17 protein-coding genes and 2 pseudogenes are annotated in these 15,336 nt (G+C 37.8%); 6 read left to right on the top strand and 13 right to left on the bottom strand.

Annotated features, from left to right (window positions below; genetic code table 11):
• Nucleotides 1–19 precede the first annotated feature (19 nt).
• The 3 genes from QM374_RS03165 to QM374_RS03155 are packed head-to-tail and all read left to right on the top strand — an operon-like array spanning nucleotide 20 to nucleotide 982.
• Entirely contained in the window at nucleotides 20–202 is a 183-nt protein-coding gene (locus QM374_RS03165; protein WP_414310837.1) for a helix-turn-helix domain-containing protein, read from the top strand.
• Nucleotides 203–238: 36 nt separating this feature from the next.
• Nucleotides 239–499 (top strand): hypothetical protein, encoded by a 261-nt coding sequence (locus QM374_RS03160; RefSeq protein ID WP_414310836.1) that lies wholly within the window; start codon nucleotides 239–241, stop codon nucleotides 497–499.
• A 21-nt stretch (nucleotides 500–520) separates the two neighbouring features.
• Nucleotides 521–982, top strand: coding sequence for a hypothetical protein (locus QM374_RS03155; RefSeq protein WP_414310835.1), 462 nt, complete (start codon nucleotides 521–523; stop codon nucleotides 980–982).
• Nucleotides 983–1,200: 218 nt separating this feature from the next.
• Here the strand turns inward: QM374_RS03155 and QM374_RS03150 are convergent.
• Nucleotides 1,201–1,457, bottom strand: a pseudogene (locus QM374_RS03150) (IS200/IS605 family transposase); the annotation flags it as partial.
• Between QM374_RS03150 and QM374_RS03145 the strand changes: the two are divergent.
• Nucleotides 1,445–1,691: pseudogene (locus tag QM374_RS03145) on the top strand (ISL3 family transposase); the annotation flags it as partial. The pseudogenes QM374_RS03150 and QM374_RS03145 overlap by 13 nt on opposite strands.
• 123 nt (nucleotides 1,692–1,814) lie before the next feature.
• Here the strand turns inward: QM374_RS03145 and QM374_RS03140 are convergent.
• From QM374_RS03140 to QM374_RS03085, 12 genes are all read right to left on the bottom strand, one after another.
• On the bottom strand, nucleotides 1,815–3,506 hold the full coding sequence (locus QM374_RS03140; protein WP_414310834.1) for a TaqI-like C-terminal specificity domain-containing protein: 1,692 nt from the start codon (nucleotides 3,504–3,506) through the stop codon (nucleotides 1,815–1,817).
• Between the two features lie 457 nt (nucleotides 3,507–3,963).
• On the bottom strand, nucleotides 3,964–5,322 hold the full coding sequence (gene rlmD, locus QM374_RS03135) for a 23S rRNA (uracil(1939)-C(5))-methyltransferase RlmD (protein ID WP_414310833.1): 1,359 nt from the start codon (nucleotides 5,320–5,322) through the stop codon (nucleotides 3,964–3,966).
• A 72-nt stretch (nucleotides 5,323–5,394) separates the two neighbouring features.
• Nucleotides 5,395–6,369: a DUF1002 domain-containing protein gene (locus tag QM374_RS03130; protein ID WP_414310832.1), complete on the bottom strand. Its 975-nt coding sequence runs from the start codon at nucleotides 6,367–6,369 to the stop codon at nucleotides 5,395–5,397.
• Between the two features lie 82 nt (nucleotides 6,370–6,451).
• Nucleotides 6,452–7,054 carry a lysozyme family protein gene (locus QM374_RS03125; RefSeq protein ID WP_414276585.1) on the bottom strand — a complete coding sequence of 201 codons (603 nt, stop codon included), beginning with the start codon at nucleotides 7,052–7,054 and terminating at the stop codon, nucleotides 6,452–6,454.
• Nucleotides 7,054–8,028, bottom strand: a complete 975-nt coding sequence (locus tag QM374_RS03120; protein ID WP_414310831.1) for a nucleoid-associated protein — start codon at nucleotides 8,026–8,028, stop codon at nucleotides 7,054–7,056. The genes QM374_RS03125 and QM374_RS03120 overlap by 1 nt, the downstream gene beginning before the upstream one ends.
• 7 nt (nucleotides 8,029–8,035) lie before the next feature.
• Nucleotides 8,036–9,292: a serine hydroxymethyltransferase gene (gene glyA / locus QM374_RS03115; RefSeq protein WP_414310830.1), complete on the bottom strand. Its 1,257-nt coding sequence runs from the start codon at nucleotides 9,290–9,292 to the stop codon at nucleotides 8,036–8,038.
• Between the two features lie 49 nt (nucleotides 9,293–9,341).
• Nucleotides 9,342–9,773 carry an N-acetyltransferase family protein gene (locus QM374_RS03110; RefSeq protein ID WP_414310829.1) on the bottom strand — a complete coding sequence of 144 codons (432 nt, stop codon included), beginning with the start codon at nucleotides 9,771–9,773 and terminating at the stop codon, nucleotides 9,342–9,344.
• Nucleotide 9,774: 1 nt separating this feature from the next.
• The gene (locus QM374_RS03105; RefSeq protein ID WP_414310828.1) at nucleotides 9,775–10,377 is read right to left on the bottom strand and encodes an L-threonylcarbamoyladenylate synthase; all 603 of its coding nucleotides are present in this window, start codon (nucleotides 10,375–10,377) and stop codon (nucleotides 9,775–9,777) included.
• Entirely contained in the window at nucleotides 10,370–11,197 is an 828-nt protein-coding gene (prmC, locus tag QM374_RS03100) for a peptide chain release factor N(5)-glutamine methyltransferase (protein ID WP_414310827.1), read from the bottom strand. Before prmC ends, QM374_RS03105 begins: the two co-directional genes overlap by 8 nt.
• Nucleotides 11,197–12,276: a peptide chain release factor 1 gene (gene prfA, locus QM374_RS03095; protein WP_001028815.1), complete on the bottom strand. Its 1,080-nt coding sequence runs from the start codon at nucleotides 12,274–12,276 to the stop codon at nucleotides 11,197–11,199. The genes prmC and prfA overlap by 1 nt, the downstream gene beginning before the upstream one ends.
• Before the next feature lie 9 nt (nucleotides 12,277–12,285).
• The gene (locus QM374_RS03090; RefSeq protein WP_414310826.1) at nucleotides 12,286–12,765 is read right to left on the bottom strand and encodes a GNAT family N-acetyltransferase; all 480 of its coding nucleotides are present in this window, start codon (nucleotides 12,763–12,765) and stop codon (nucleotides 12,286–12,288) included.
• A 4-nt stretch (nucleotides 12,766–12,769) separates the two neighbouring features.
• Nucleotides 12,770–13,354 (bottom strand): thymidine kinase, encoded by a 585-nt coding sequence (locus QM374_RS03085; RefSeq protein ID WP_414310825.1) that lies wholly within the window; start codon nucleotides 13,352–13,354, stop codon nucleotides 12,770–12,772.
• 123 nt (nucleotides 13,355–13,477) lie between these two features.
• Here QM374_RS03085 and QM374_RS03080 point away from each other — a divergent pair, with 123 nt between their 5' ends.
• Nucleotides 13,478–13,660: a 4-oxalocrotonate tautomerase gene (locus tag QM374_RS03080; protein WP_001117401.1), complete on the top strand. Its 183-nt coding sequence runs from the start codon at nucleotides 13,478–13,480 to the stop codon at nucleotides 13,658–13,660.
• A 121-nt stretch (nucleotides 13,661–13,781) separates the two neighbouring features.
• Nucleotides 13,782–15,155 carry a tRNA uridine-5-carboxymethylaminomethyl(34) synthesis GTPase MnmE gene (gene mnmE / locus QM374_RS03075; RefSeq protein ID WP_414310824.1) on the top strand — a complete coding sequence of 458 codons (1,374 nt, stop codon included), beginning with the start codon at nucleotides 13,782–13,784 and terminating at the stop codon, nucleotides 15,153–15,155.
• Nucleotides 15,156–15,336 lie beyond the last annotated feature (181 nt).

The following is a 15,336-nucleotide window of genomic DNA, read 5'->3' as shown; positions in this document are numbered from 1 at the left end:
TAATAAAATGGAGGTATCAATGGATATCATTAAGGTTTTTGGAAACAATGTGCGAAAATATAGAAATAGAATCGGATTTTCACAAGAAAAACTTGCAGAAATCTGTAAACTTCATAGAACATATATTAGCGATATTGAACGATTCAAAAGAAAGTATTTCTTTAGAAAATGTACAAAAGATTGCCGATGCACTCAATATTAAAACATATTTATTATTCATAGATGAGGGAGAAGAATCATGAATGAATTAAAAAATATAATCAAACAATTATTACACGATTCAAAGATTGATAAAGCAGATATTGAACTTATTGAAAAAGAAGAATCGTTAGACCCCTTCAGCACAGATGGAAGATTCTTGGCTTTTCTTTTAAGTAAACAAAAACTTAGTCTATCTGAATATAATAAAATTGCAGAAGAATTTTGTGTCAGACATAGAGATATGAACAAGTACCTCTATTTATTTGATATGGCTCCAAGAACATTTGGACAAACTTGAGGAGAGCAACACATAAAAAAATTGTTTCCAGAATTTATAAAAGCAACCAAAAAAAATCTTTCCAATCTATATCCTTCTTTTGATGGAGAATTTGACTTATGGATAGATGGAATCAGAGTTGAAGTAAAAGCATGTAGGGCTAATAGTACATCAACCAAAAAAAGTTTATCAAGCAGAGCATACTCTCATGAAGATGCAATCAATAAATCTTTTAAATATCATTATCAGCAGTTAAAGCCATCATGTTGTGATGTATTTATTTGGATTGGTGTCTGTAAAGATCAGCTACTTTACTGGGTATTGACTAGCAAAGAACTTCAAGAAACAGGAAAGCTAGGTTCTCAACATAGAAATGAAAATACAGGAAAATCCGGAGTGGAAGTATTTGAAGGTCAAGTATTTATGACAGAGGAAGAATTATCTAAATTTGCAGTTAACGAATGTGATATTTTAGAGACTGTCAAAGCTAAAGGAGGAAAATAATAACATATATCTAGTCAACAGTTACTAAAATTATTTGGTATGTGAAAACTCTAAGTAGACATAGCCTGCTAAATCATAATAGAAAAAGAGATTCAACCTAAAATCATAACCACCTGTCTAACGGGTGGTTTGCACTAGGACTATATGCCCAAATTACTAGCCAGCGCCTAAAGACGCTGGCTTTCACGTTATTCATAATCCTTATTACCCTTGACTCGTCACAAGCCTCTCAAAAAGGCATACGTATTACTTCTACTATCCCTGGAGGGAACTTCATATTCTTTTACACTTAACTTGTCATTTTCTCTCTTGTTCCTGAATGTATTTCTTTATTGTGGCTTCATTTAGTCCAACTGTACTCAACCTCCGCCCCAAAATTAGGGTTACCAAACTTATTCTTGAGATTGGCATGTTAGTCAAACATCATGAGAGCAGTCTTACCTTTTAAATCTCTGCAGCAACTTGAGAAATAAATGTTTTTATTGCGCAACTTTTCGTATACAATTGACCAATAAAGAGATTTTTATAGGCTCTAAAGCTATTCAAAGAAGCTAAAGAAAAACTACGTTATCTCTATAGCAGTTTCATCATCTATTTAAGACAGTCTTTAAAACATTTAATAAAGAAAAATATATGATTGTCAACGCTCTTCAACTACCGTACTCTAAATACCAAATTGAAATCAAAGAACAATCTCATTAACCTTATATATAATAGATTGAATACAAAGCAATACATTGTGAATTCTAAAAATTTGCTTGAAATTGACTTAACTTCTCTAGTAAATTTGTTCAGATTTCATTTTACTATATCAATAAAAAAATTCCTTTGGTTAGTCGATGAATAATTTTTTATCTAAACCAAATACCCTATAGACTATATCATCAATTTCTTTTTGTCTGATTTTTCCGTCCATCAGGATTTGTTCTACTATTTGAGTTAATTCATTATCAGTTTGTGAATCAATTTCTGGAAACGGCAGTTCTGATAAATTTCCTTTAAGAACCTTTAATTCTCCAAACAATTTTTCATATAAAAATTGATATAAACTCGAGTTAAGAAAAGCTAAAACAGTCTTTATATTCATACCGGGAATATTTGGAATTAAAATATTTGCACTATTTAAGAATAAACTAGAGGAATCATCATACGCAAACATAAGCTTGTTAGAAACAAATTTATAGACTAATTTTTCTTTTGCTCTATAAATTTCGTCTTTTGCAACCTGTTGAAAAGAATCTCTATCATAATGAATATAATTTTTAGCTTCTTTTAGTAAGAATTTTCCTATTTCTTTTCCAGTATAAATTTTTTCCAATCCGGGTGCATCTAATGTTTTTAATTTCTCTTTGTTATTTCCTGTGACAATTCCTAATGCCCATTGGCTATTAGATAATGAATAAACTGATTGTTCTAAAACCTTTTTTACTATCTGTTCTTCATCAGGGGTTAACAAAGAGAAAACTTTATTATCGGTGTGTTCGAAGGCAGAATAATCTACATAATACTCATCATTTTTATCGACAACTTTTATTTTATCGCTCTTTACTCCTTTAATAAATCTCATACTAATAAAATCAGTTACAACTCCTGTAAAAGAAGAACTATATTTATGAATTTCTTGTAAATCATGGTTTAAAATTATAAACTCACGTACAACCTTATGTGATTTGACATTCAAAATTGATTCCGGAAATAAAAAATTGATTTCACCATCTTCTTTTAATAAATTATAAGATTTTACGAAAAATTGAACGAATGACTCTTTCGAGTCAATCAGCCTCGAATTTATTTTAGATTTATTGCCCCAAGGTGGATTTGTAGCAATGTAATCGAATACTAAGTTTGAGTCCTCAAAAAGTTTATCTAATAAAAAGTCATAACAAAAGATATTTGGTCTAAACTCAATATTTTTATAAAGTAATAATAGATTTATTTTTGCTATGAATGCAGCAATAGGATCCTTTTCAATTCCAAAAAGATTTGAAGGATTTTTAACTGGAACTCCCATCAAGAAAGCACCACTACCACAGCACGGATCGAGAAAATTTACTCCCTCTGTTAGATCAAATTTAGACGTCATATCATTTACAATTTGCTTTGGTGTATAGTATGAACCATTTTTATTCTTGTCTCCCTCAGTTAAAAAACTTTGGTACAGTGCTCCAAGAAAATCGTCTAAATGATTAAATTTGGGTATTGTTACATCAATTTGAATTAAACCAATATTATGTTCTCTTTTAAAATCCAGTAATAGTTCCTGAACGGACTGTCGATTGAAGATTCCCTCTAACTGTAACAGACTAACTGCAATATTATAGATAACTTCAGGTATGCTATTTTCTTTATACAATTCACTAATTCTTTCAATAAGCTTGATTTTATTAGTATCTGCCAAATATTCAACTGGGATTATCTTTTTTAATGATTTTTGCTTATTAGCACGACTCTTTAATTTACCATCTGTATTTACTGATAGTTTATCCCAATTTCGCCGTGTCGCATCTGAAATTATATTTTCCATTTTCCTCCTTTCAGTCGTAAGTATATTACCTTAAGTTAATTTTATTATCAAGTTTTTTAGTTATTACATAATGCTAAGAATAACTAGTTAAGACCTTCATAACTATTCCAACTATAAAACTTATTATCAGATGATATTGAATTATTTATTAAAACTAAATTGTCCTTTTTTCTTATTTCCACAGATCTAATTGGTTGAGTAATTAGCACTATGGAAATAAGCAATTCATTTTGATCCAATTACATCTCTTAAAAAGTCAAGGGTCTAATAATTATATCATATTTTTCAAATCTAAATGGCCCAATAACTTTTTATTCCAATTAAACTTCTTTTCTTTAATAATAAAAACATTCATTATCCCTTTCGTTCCAAGACTTTTACGCTTTTACTAGCAAAGCTACACACTCAACATGATGCGTCTGCGGGACTCAAAAGGTTTGGGTGAACCTTTTGAGGATTAACTGCGTTTTACCAACAAGCTCACACACTCGACGTGGTGCGTTTGCGGGAAAAGATCAACTGGCTGGACTTTCTTCAATTCATAGCCTAGCTCTTGATAGAGTTTGATATCTCGAGCCATGGTTGCTACATTACAAGAGATATAGGCGATGCGATCAGCTCCTGTTTGTGCACTTGCTTTGATGAAGCTTTCGGTCAAGCCCTTCCGTGGTGGGTCAACCAAGATAACGGTTGGTTGGATACCTTCCTTGAGCCAATTCTTCATGGCATTTTCAGCAGTATCACAGACATAGTGGGCATTGGTGATACTGTTTAAGGCAGCATTCTTCTTGCTATTCTCTACTGCTTCTGGTATAACCTCTACACCATAAACTTCCTTGACATGCTTAGCGACGGATAATCCAATAGTTCCAATTCCTGAATAGGCGTCAATAACCACATCATCTACGCTTATCTCTGCAAAGTCAATGGCTGTCTGATAGAGCTTCTCTGCCATTTCTGTATTGACCTGGTAAAAGGCTGGTCCAGAGATTTGGAAATCATTGCCCAACATTTGGTCAGTAATGTAATCTCGACCATAAAGCGTACGCCATTCTTTCCCGAAAATCGCATTGGTATTCTGGTCATTGATATTCTGCATAACAGACACAATTTCTGGAAATTGCTTGATCAGTTGTTCAATCACCTGTTCTACTCTGAAAACTTTAGGACGAGTTGTTACCAAAATGACCATTATTTGTCCTGAATGATGACCACGACGGACTACAAGATTGCGAATCAAACCAGATTGTTCTTTTTCATCATAAGGCTTCAAATCATAGTGGCGAAGCAAATCTCGTAAAGCCACAATAACCTGGTCAATAACTGGATCCTGAATGTAAAAATCCTCCAGTGGCATAAGGTCATGAGAATTCTTACGGAAGAAACCAGTCTCCAGAACACCATTAACGCGACGAACAGGAACCTGAGCCTTGTTGCGATACTTGATAGGATTTTCCATACCAAGAGTATCAGCAACCTCTACATCCCTGATTCCTGCAATTTTATAGAGGCTATCTTTTACTTGCTTGGTTTTGAACTTGAGTTGTTCTGGATAAGCTAGATGTCCCAAGTCGGCGATCCCTGAACGCAGGTAAGCCAAATCTAAATCTTGGTTGCGATGTGGTGATTGCGTAAGGTATTCCTCGACTTTACCAAAGCCAATCTTCTTGTTGACTTTAAGGACACGCATAAGGATTTTCTCAGTCGGTAATACATTTTCTACAAAAAAGACCAAGCCATCGACCTTGGCAACACCTGCTCCTTCATGGGTCAAATCGACAATCTCAACTTCTACAATATCATTTTTCTTTAACATAATTTTCACTTTCTATGAGCCGAAAAAAAGACGGCAACTGTTCTGTTACCATCTATTATACCATGAATTAGCCTAAGCACCAAAACTCTTGAAAAAGTTTACAATTGCTTGCCAAATAGCACTGAGGATATTGCCACCGTCTTGAATAGCTTTATTAGCATCAAAGTTAAGGTCGATATTGCTAAAACTGTCACCAGCTTGCGCCACGATACTTTGTTTCAGATCCTTTAAAGTCTTTGTAAAGTCTTCGTTATTCAAAATATCGCTCTTAGAAAGATTGAAGGCAAAGTTGATGATGATATTGATCTGGTTCCCTGTTATAACCTGATCCAGTTTATAATTTTTCAATGTGTCTTCTACAATCTTACGAACATCATCTTCAGTAAGCTCACCCTTGGACTCTTTAGCCTTAGCGATAGCAGATTTGATATCGGCAAGGGCTACATTGAGTTTATTGGCATCATAGCCTGATTTGTCCTTGTTTTCATCGTTAATATCTGATAAGGCCTTGAGCTCTTCTTGAGCTAAGTCTTTATTTTCCTGAGGAAGTTGAACACCATTAGCTTCTAGCGAATAGTAAATACCTGCTAGGGCACTTTCACCTGTTACAGGGATTGGTGCAGCTACGGTTATACGAGCATGTTCCACACCCAAGGTAACGGCCGCATTACGGTACATGTCTTGGGTCACTTTAGTGATATTTTCAGGGGTTTCAATCTTCACTTCAAGTGGAGATTTTTCACCTAATTTTTGAATTTTGGCAGACGAATAGAGCTGGAGACTAGAGTCATTGGCGACGTTCATAATCTTTGAGTAGATATCTGGCGTCATAGTCTTCAGTTCTTTGGTATCTGTAGAGGCGTTATAGCCGAGTTTTTTTAATGTTTGATTTTTTTGATCTTCAGTGAGCGAAGAACCCAAGACGTACTCAGGTTGAACATAAGTTTCATCAATTACTTTTTGAACATCAGTGGCTGCTTGAGCACTTTGCAAAGTTGCAACTGCTAAAAGAACAGCAGCAATAGTCAGAAAGAATTTCTTTCGCATGAGACGTTCCTCCTTTTCCTGTCTAGGATAGTCTATTAGCCTTAAAGAAAGCTTATAAAAACACCTAGAATTTTCTAAGTGCTTAAAATAGATTAAAAAATTTAATAATATAGAGATTTAGTTGAACCTGTCTAGAGTAATAATAGTTTCCACCATCCACATAGAGTTCTCCACCTTGAAAGATGGAAATTGGATTGACATATCGATAGGTTTTTCCAGTTGTATTTCCTAAAATCGGAGCAACGGTATCTCTTGAGTATTGCTTGGCTAGTGCAAGGGTATTTTCTTTCCCATTTTGGGCGATAAAATCGATATAAGCAGGCCCAAAGTTATAGGCCTGTACAGCAGTCCAAACATCTACACCCTTTTCTTGAGCTAAATAAAGATTCTCTGTCAAGGTTTGAATTCCCTGACGAATACTACTCCTATTGTCAGAGATTGTATTTGTAGTTCCGCTGGCAGACTCACTTGACTGCATCACATCACTTTCTTTACCTTTGGTTTCGGTATAAATCATGGCCAGGACTAGTTCTTCATTTGCGGGTGTATCTTGCTCACTTAAAACCTCTCGTACCAAGGATTGATAGGTCATGACCTGCTTCACATCCCGATACATATGAAAAAGTTTATAACCAGTAAATAAGATAAGAACAAGCACCAAGACCCTTCTTATAAATTTAAACATTATTTGCTTTGTATATCCTCGATGTTTTTGATTAAGATAGAGTAGGTACCATTGTCATTTTGGATAAATTCGACCGACTCAGCATCTTGATAAATATTATTGGGTACGATTAACTCAATCCCATTTGACAGAGAAAGTTTTTGGTTTTCAAATTTCTTTAATTGACGACTGGCATCGATTTCATCAAACTGAACTGGCTCTGGCACTGCTTCCTTGACTTGGTCAATAAAGCTAAGACGTGCAGTGAGATTGTTGTCAAAAAGGTCATTTGCCAATTTTTCAGGAGACAATTCATTACTTTCTTCAAGATTATTGAAAATAGCAGACTTGACCTTAGATTGAAATTGAAAATCGTCTGTATTAAATGTTTCAGCAATTCTCTGAGCTGTTTTTTCCAGTTCCTTGATTGACTTCTTAGCTGAAATCTTTGGCTGAGCCTGAATCAGATTCTCAGAAAAATAGTTCAAAAAAGTTCCGTTATACTTGATTCGTTTCTCAATCAGGTGATATTTTCGGCTTTGAAGATTGACCACTAAGGCCTCGTCAGCCCCTGTACCAAATCCAGGCAGGTTATTCTGAGTTAGCTTGATTGGATTATCAACCTCTCCACCGAGGTGGGTCAAGGTCTCACGCAGGGCAATACGTAGAAAAGCAAAATGCTCTACTCCTTCTTTGGAAAACTGCACAAAAATCAAGTCATTGGTCTTGAGATTTTCAGAAATGCTGAACTCCTCTTTCCAGAGATTTGCCAGTGTCACCGATGTCTCCAACAAATCGTCTGTGATGTGATTGAAGAAGGGATTTTCTTCTTCGAAAATCCCAGTCTTGGCTTCATCTGAATACACACGTTCAATTTTCTTACGTAAGTATTCCTCGATTTTTGGAGTGATATTGAGAAATTTATCCGCTAGAAACAACTCTGTGTCATCAGGGCTGAACTGATGGATAATAGCTTTCTTAATATAAATGTCCATAAAAATTTTAGTCCTCGTATAATGGGAAGGCATCTGTCAAGGCTTTGACATCGCTTTTTACTTCTTCTAAGACAGCTTCATTTTCTGCATTCTTAAGAGTTTTAATGATAAGCTCAGCCACTTTACGACTTTCTTCTTCACCAAAACCACGTGCAGTTGTTGCTGCTGCACCGATACGAATACCACTTGTCTTAAATGGTGACAAAGTTTCGTATGGAATTGAGTTTTTATTTAGGGTAATATTGACCTCATCTAGCAAGTTTTGAGCAACTTTCCCATTTTCTACAACCTTGGTTACATCCACTAGGAAGAGGTGATTTTCAGTACCACCAGAGATAATACGGAAATCAGGGTCTTGCAAGAAGACTTCTGCCATAGCCTTGCTGTTCTTAATAACATTTGCTGCATATTCCTTGAAGGCTGGGTCCAATACCTCTTTGAAGGCAACAGCCTTAGCAGCAACAACATGCTCTAATGGCCCACCTTGGATACCTGGGAAAATAGCAGAATTAATCTTCTTAGCGAGGTCTTCGTCATTAGTCAAAATCAAACCACCACGTGGTCCACGAAGGGTTTTGTGGGTCGTTGTTGTTGTAATATGTGCATAAGGGACTGGACTTGGATGAAGACCTGCAGCAACCAAACCAGCAATGTGCGCCATATCGACCATAAGTTTAGCACCAACAGCATCAGCAATTTCACGGAATTTTGAAAAATCAATAATTTGAGAATAAGCTGAAGCCCCTGCTACGATTAGTTTGGGTTTCACTTCTTGAGCTTGTTTCAAGATGGCGTCAAAGTCTAAAAGTTCGGTTTCAGGATCAACACTATATGAAACGAAGTTGTAGGTTTGACCTGAGAAGCTGACAGGAGCTCCGTGAGTCAAGTGCCCACCTGCTGCCAAATCCATTCCCATGACCGTATCACCTGGCTCAATCAAAGCCATGTAAGCTGCACAGTTGGCTTGACTTCCTGAGTGAGGTTGGACATTGGCAAACTTGGCACCAAAGATTTCTTTTGCACGTTCAATAGCTAGACTTTCAACGATATCTACTACATCAGTACCACCGTAATAACGACGTCCTGGGTAACCTTCGGCGTATTTATTGGTTAAGATAGACCCTTGAGCTGCCATAACAGCCTTAGAAACAACATTTTCAGAGGCGATTAGCTCAATATTGTTTTGTTGGCGTTCTTCTTCTTTGGCAATGGCATTCCAAAGATCTGCGTCATAAGCTTTAAAATCATCTTTGTCAAAAATCATAGGTCTTCTCCTTTATAGTGTGACAGGTCCTTTAGTTTAAGAAAATATACTAAAAGATGCGAATAAACCGTTTCTGCGTCTTATCGCAGGTATAACCAACTTTTTCATAGAAAGCATGCGCACCTAAACGATGGTCTGCAGAATTTAAGCGAATAAAGTTATAGCCTCGTTTTTTTGCTTCTTGTTCCAATCCTTGGAGCAAAGTTTTTCCGATACCCTGACCCTGTGTTTGAGGCAAAACAGCTAAAGCTAGGATATTAAAACCTGGTTTTGAATAAAGGGATTCATAAACCTCGGCATGAACATAACCAAGTAAGTCATGGCTGGTTGGTTCCTCAAACCCCAGTAGGTAGTGATGTGAGTCTTGAGATAACTTAGCTAGTTGACTAGCCGTTTCCTCTAAACTAAACGAATAGCCTAAAGTTTCTTTGTTAATCTCACAAATAGCTGCAACATCTCTTGTTTTCAAATCACGTAGCATATCATACCTCCTCAAAAGGAATTGTTGGTATCTTGACAAGGATATCTTCTCGAGTAATCGCTCCTTGGCGTAGAATCTTCACCTTGTCACCAGATAGGTCTAAAATAGTCGAATCCTGACCTGTTAAAAAAGCATCGTCTTCTAGTCCCAAGACCTCTTGGTCAAAATCTTGAAGAATCTTTCGAAAAGTAACCCCACTTGATTGCCCTGAGATATTGGCGGAAGGTCCGATTAAGGGACCAAATTCACGAATCAACTCCAGAGTTATTGGATGACTCGGCATGCGAAATCCAACAGTCGTCAAATCTGAATTGACCCAGTAGGGAACCTTGTCATTAGCTTCTAAGATAATAGTCAAAGGGCCCGGCAAAAAACTTTCAACCAGTTTATTGAGATAAGGTGGCTGATTCTTAGAAAAGTTCAAGATATCGTCTAGACTAGCAACATTGAGATTGAGCGCCTTGTCTCTAGGACGACGTTTGAGCTGGTAAACATGATCAACAGCCTTTTTATCCAAAGCTTTTGCAAAGAGACCATAAACTGTTTCTGTCGGCAAAACTACAGCTCCACCATTTTCAAGCTCTTTCTTAATTTTCTCAATCATCAATGACAACCATCCTATCTTGGCCAAATTGGTCTTTGAGCGTTCGAACTCTCTTCTCGAGAAAATTCTCCTTGAAAAGAACTGGAACGCTTTGTCCTTGTTTGTAGCCAATTTCAAGATAAATCTTACCACTATCATTTAGGAAGTCCTTTGATTCTTCCGCAATTCTGCGATAGATCGCTAGACCATCCTCATCTGCAAAGAGGGCTACATGTGGCTCTGAATGGAGAACATTCAAAGCTACTTCTGCCTCATCTACTCGAGATATGTAAGGTGGATTGGATACAATTATATCATATTTTGAAGAAATTTCGGAGAAACAGTCAGATTTAATAAAGGATAATGTTAGACCTTGATTTTTAGCGTTTTCCATCGCCAAATCCAAAGCATCCTGAGAAATATCGGAAGCTGTGATTGTCCAATCAGGTCTATTTTTAGCTAAAGCAAGAGCGATAGCACCACTCCCTGTTCCAATATCCAGAACTTTGAGATTTTCCTTTGGATTCTCAGCCAAAATGAGTTCCACCAACTCTTCTGTCTCCGGTCGAGGAATCAAGACCCTCTCATCAACCTTTAACTGCATCCCAAAGAATTCAGCAAGACCGATAATATACTGGGCGGGTATATGATTTGCCAATTTCCTGTAAATGTCCTCTACAAACTGTCTTTCTTCCTCTGAAATTTCTTGCTGAAGAGCAAAGACAAAGTCTGTAAAAGATAGATTTTTCAGGCTACGATAGACAAAAGAGAGGCTTTCAGCTTCCTCTCCCTGTGCTATCAACTTTTCCTCAAAATCCTTAAAAATTTGAGCTAATTTCATTATTTGTTTAATTCTTCCAATTTTTGAGTTTGGTCGTAAAGAACCAAGGCATCCACAACTTCATCGAGTTTACCAGACAAAATCGTATCTAGTTTTTGAAGGGTTAAGCCGATACGGTGGTCTGTCACACGGTTTTGTGGGAAGTTATAAGTACGGATACGTTCTGAACGGTCACCAGTACCGATAGTAGACTTACGCTCAGCGTCTTGTTCATCTTGAGCAATCTGAGCAAAATGGTCAGCAACACGCGCACGGATGATTTTCATGGCCTTCTCACGGTTCTTCTGCTGGGTACGTTCTTCCTGCATCTCAACCTTGATATTGGTTGGCAAGTGAACGATACGAACGGCAGTTGCAACCTTATTGACGTTCTGTCCACCAGCACCTGATGCGTGATAGATGTCGACACGAAGGTCTTTTGGATCGATATCGTATTCTACTTCTTCCACTTCAGGCATGACAAGAACTGTGGCTGTCGAAGTATGTACACGGCCTTGGCTTTCTGTCACAGGAACACGTTGCACACGGTGGGCACCTGATTCGTACTTAAGCTTAGAGTATACAGACTGACCTGAAACCATGGCAACAACTTCTTTAAAACCGCCGACTCCATTCATAGAGGCTTCCATGACTTCAAAGCGCCAGCCTTGGGCTTCTGCATACTTTTGGTACATGGTTAGAAGGTCCCCAGCGAAAAGTGCTGCTTCGTCTCCACCAGCGGCGCCACGGATTTCAAGGATGATATTCTTGTCATCGTTTGGATCTTTAGGAAGGAGCAAGATTTTCAATTTTTCTTCGTACTCTTCTTTTTCAGCCTTGGCATCTTTGAGCTCTTGCTTGGCCATTTCTTCCAAGTCCGCATCTCCGCCTGATTCCTTAATCATTTCTTCGGCATCAACGATGTTTTGAAGAACTTGTTTGTACTCCCGGTAGGCTGTTACCGTATCACGAGTTGAAGCCTCTTCTTTTGAAAGCTCCATAAAACGTTTGGTGTCTGAAACGACATCCGGGTCACTCAGCAATTCTCCCAACTCTTCATAACGGTCTTCTACAGCTTGTAGTTGATCATAGATATTCATTTTTTCTCCTTATTTCTCAATTGTTAAATCGTATATTGCTACTACTTCGTTCTCAAATATTTCCCCAGTTTCTTTAAATCCATAACTGAGGTAACAAGATCTTGCATGTTCATTTTCTGGTTCATAAGACAACCAAAGTTTATTGGCTAAACCTGCTGGCGCTGTCCGAACATAGTCTAGCACTTTATCCATAATTGGTTTAAAATATCCTTGATCTTGAAAATGCTTATCAATCATGAAACGAAATAGTAAATAATTTCCATTACTAATTCCGATTTTTTTATCATATGCTAACATCACAAAACCTATGATTACATTATTATCGTAAACTACCAATGGAGCTACAAAATCTCCATTTTTTGTGTAGACATATGCTTCAGCTAAACTAATTGCGTTAGTAGCAATAAATTGTTTTTGATATTCCTTAACATCCAAATTCAGAACATCAAAATAATTTTCCATTGTAACATCTCTTAGTTCAATTGTCATAGTCTTATTCCTTTTTAGATGTTATCAGTGGTGCAAAATAATGTTTACGGCAAACCGAGATATAGGTTTCATTGCCACCTATCTGGATCTGCTCACCATCATAAACTGGCAGACCATTCTGCGTACGCAACACCATGGTCGCTTTTTTCTTGCAATACTGGCAAATGGTCTTGATTTCGTCAATCTTATCTGCTAAGAGCAGAAGATATTTTGAACCTTCGAATAGTTCATTACGAAAGTCATTTTTTAAACCAAATGCCATGACAGGTATATCTAACTCGTCCACAACACGAGCTAGGTCGTAAACATGGTGACGCTTTAAAAACTGGGCTTCATCGACAAGTACACAGTAAGGCTTTTCAGGTAAATCTCGGATAAATCCAAAGATATCCGTTGTTTCCTCAATAGCAACTGCTGGTCTTTTCATCCCAATTCGACTTGAAACATAGCCAACACCGTCACGCGTATCCAGAGCCGAAGTCATAATCACAACTCCCTTTCCTTGCTCCTCATAGTTATAGGCTACCTTGAGAATCTCAATCGTCTTGCCTGAGTTCATGGTCCCATAACGATAATACAACTGTGCCATGCTTCTATTTCACGTCCATTTCTAAATTTTTGCTACATTCTAGTATACCATATTTTCTCAAAGCTTTAAACGGCAAATTGTGGTAAAATAAAAGAAATCAAATAACTAGTGGAGGACGCAATTATGCCATTTGTACGCATCGATTTATTTGAAGGACGCACGTTAGAGCAAAAGAAAGCCCTAGCCAAGGAAGTTACGGAAGCTGTTGTTCGCAACACTGGTGCACCTCAATCTGCTGTTCATGTCATTATCAACGATATGCCTGAAGGAACCTATTTCCCACAAGGCGAAATGCGCACTAAGTAAAGCTTAAGCAATATGCTTAGGCTTTTCTTTATAAGTGCCATTCGTTGAATAAAACACTATATTTTGTTACAATTTTAAGAGATATTAGTCTATAAAACAAATAAACTATAAAGGAATTGAAATGATTACACGGGAATTTGATACCATCGCAGCAATCTCGACTCCGCTTGGTGAAGGGGCTATTGGGATTGTTCGTTTAAGCGGAACAGATAGCTTTGCTATCGCCCAGAAAATCTTTAAAGGCAAGGACTTGAGCAAGGTGGCTAGCCACACTCTTAACTACGGTCACATTGTTGATCCTCAAACTGGTAAGGTCATGGATGAGGTCATGGTTGGAGCTATGAAGTCTCCAAAGACCTTCACTCGTGAAGACATTATCGAGATTAACACCCACGGTGGAATCGCCGTAACCAATGAAATTCTCCACCTGGCTATCCGAGAAGGAGCTCGTATGGCAGAGCCTGGTGAGTTTACTAAGCGTGCCTTCCTTAACGGTCGTGTAGACTTGACTCAAGCCGAGGCTGTTATGGATATCATCCGTGCCAAGACAGACAAGGCAATGAATATTGCAGTCAAACAACTAGACGGTTCTTTATCTGACCTCATTAACAATACTCGTCAGGAAATTCTCAATACACTGGCACAAGTCGAGGTGAATATCGACTATCCTGAATACGACGATGTTGAAGAAGCTACCACTGCTGTTGTCCGAGAGAAAACATTGGAATTTGAGCAATTACTAACCAATCTCCTTAGAACAGCTCGTCGCGGTAAAATCCTACGCGAAGGGATCTCAACGGCCATCATTGGTCGTCCCAACGTTGGAAAATCAAGCCTACTCAACAACCTCCTACGTGAAGACAAGGCTATCGTAACCGATATTGCGGGTACTACACGAGATGTCATCGAAGAATACGTCAATATCAACGGTGTTCCATTGAAATTGATTGATACTGCAGGTATTCGTGAGACGGATGATATCGTCGAGCAGATCGGGGTTGAGCGCTCCAAAAAAGCCCTCAAGGAAGCTGACTTGGTACTACTTGTCTTAAGCGCCAGCGAACTTCTAACTGCCCAAGACCGACAACTTCTTGAAATTAGTCAAGATACTAATCGAATCATTCTTCTCAACAAAACTGACCTACCTGAGGCTATTGAAACTGAAGAACTTCCTGAAGATGTCATCCGTATTTCGGTCCTCAAAAATCAAAACATTGATAAGATTGAAGAACGGATTAACAGCCTCTTCTTTAAAAATGCTGGCTTGGTCGAACAAGATGCTACTTACTTGTCAAACGCCCGTCACATTTCCTTGATTGAAAAGGCTGTTGAAAGCCTACAAGCTGTTAATGAAGGGCTGGAACTAGGTATGCCAGTTGACTTGCTTCAAGTTGACTTGACCCGTACTTGGGAAATCCTCGGAGAAATCACAGGGGATGCTGCTCCAGACGAACTCATCACCCAGTTGTTCAGCCAGTTTTGTTTGGGTAAATAACATAAAAACTAGTTCAAAAGAATGCTAGTCACCTAAAAAGAGGCTGGGACAAAAGTCCTAGCCTCTTCTTGTCTTTGGATTGTCGAGCAAGATGCAGTGGTTGAGTGGGCTCTACTACGCTGATTTCATCAGCTTTTACAGCCCTACTCAACTGTACGGAGGTGGGACGACGAAATCGAAT

Origin of the sequence: Streptococcus infantis (genome assembly GCF_047465525.1) — a bacterium.
GTDB lineage: Bacteria > Bacillota > Bacilli > Lactobacillales > Streptococcaceae > Streptococcus > Streptococcus infantis_R.
Note: the sequence above shows the minus strand (reverse complement) of the source record. Positions and strands in the feature narration are given on the sequence as shown.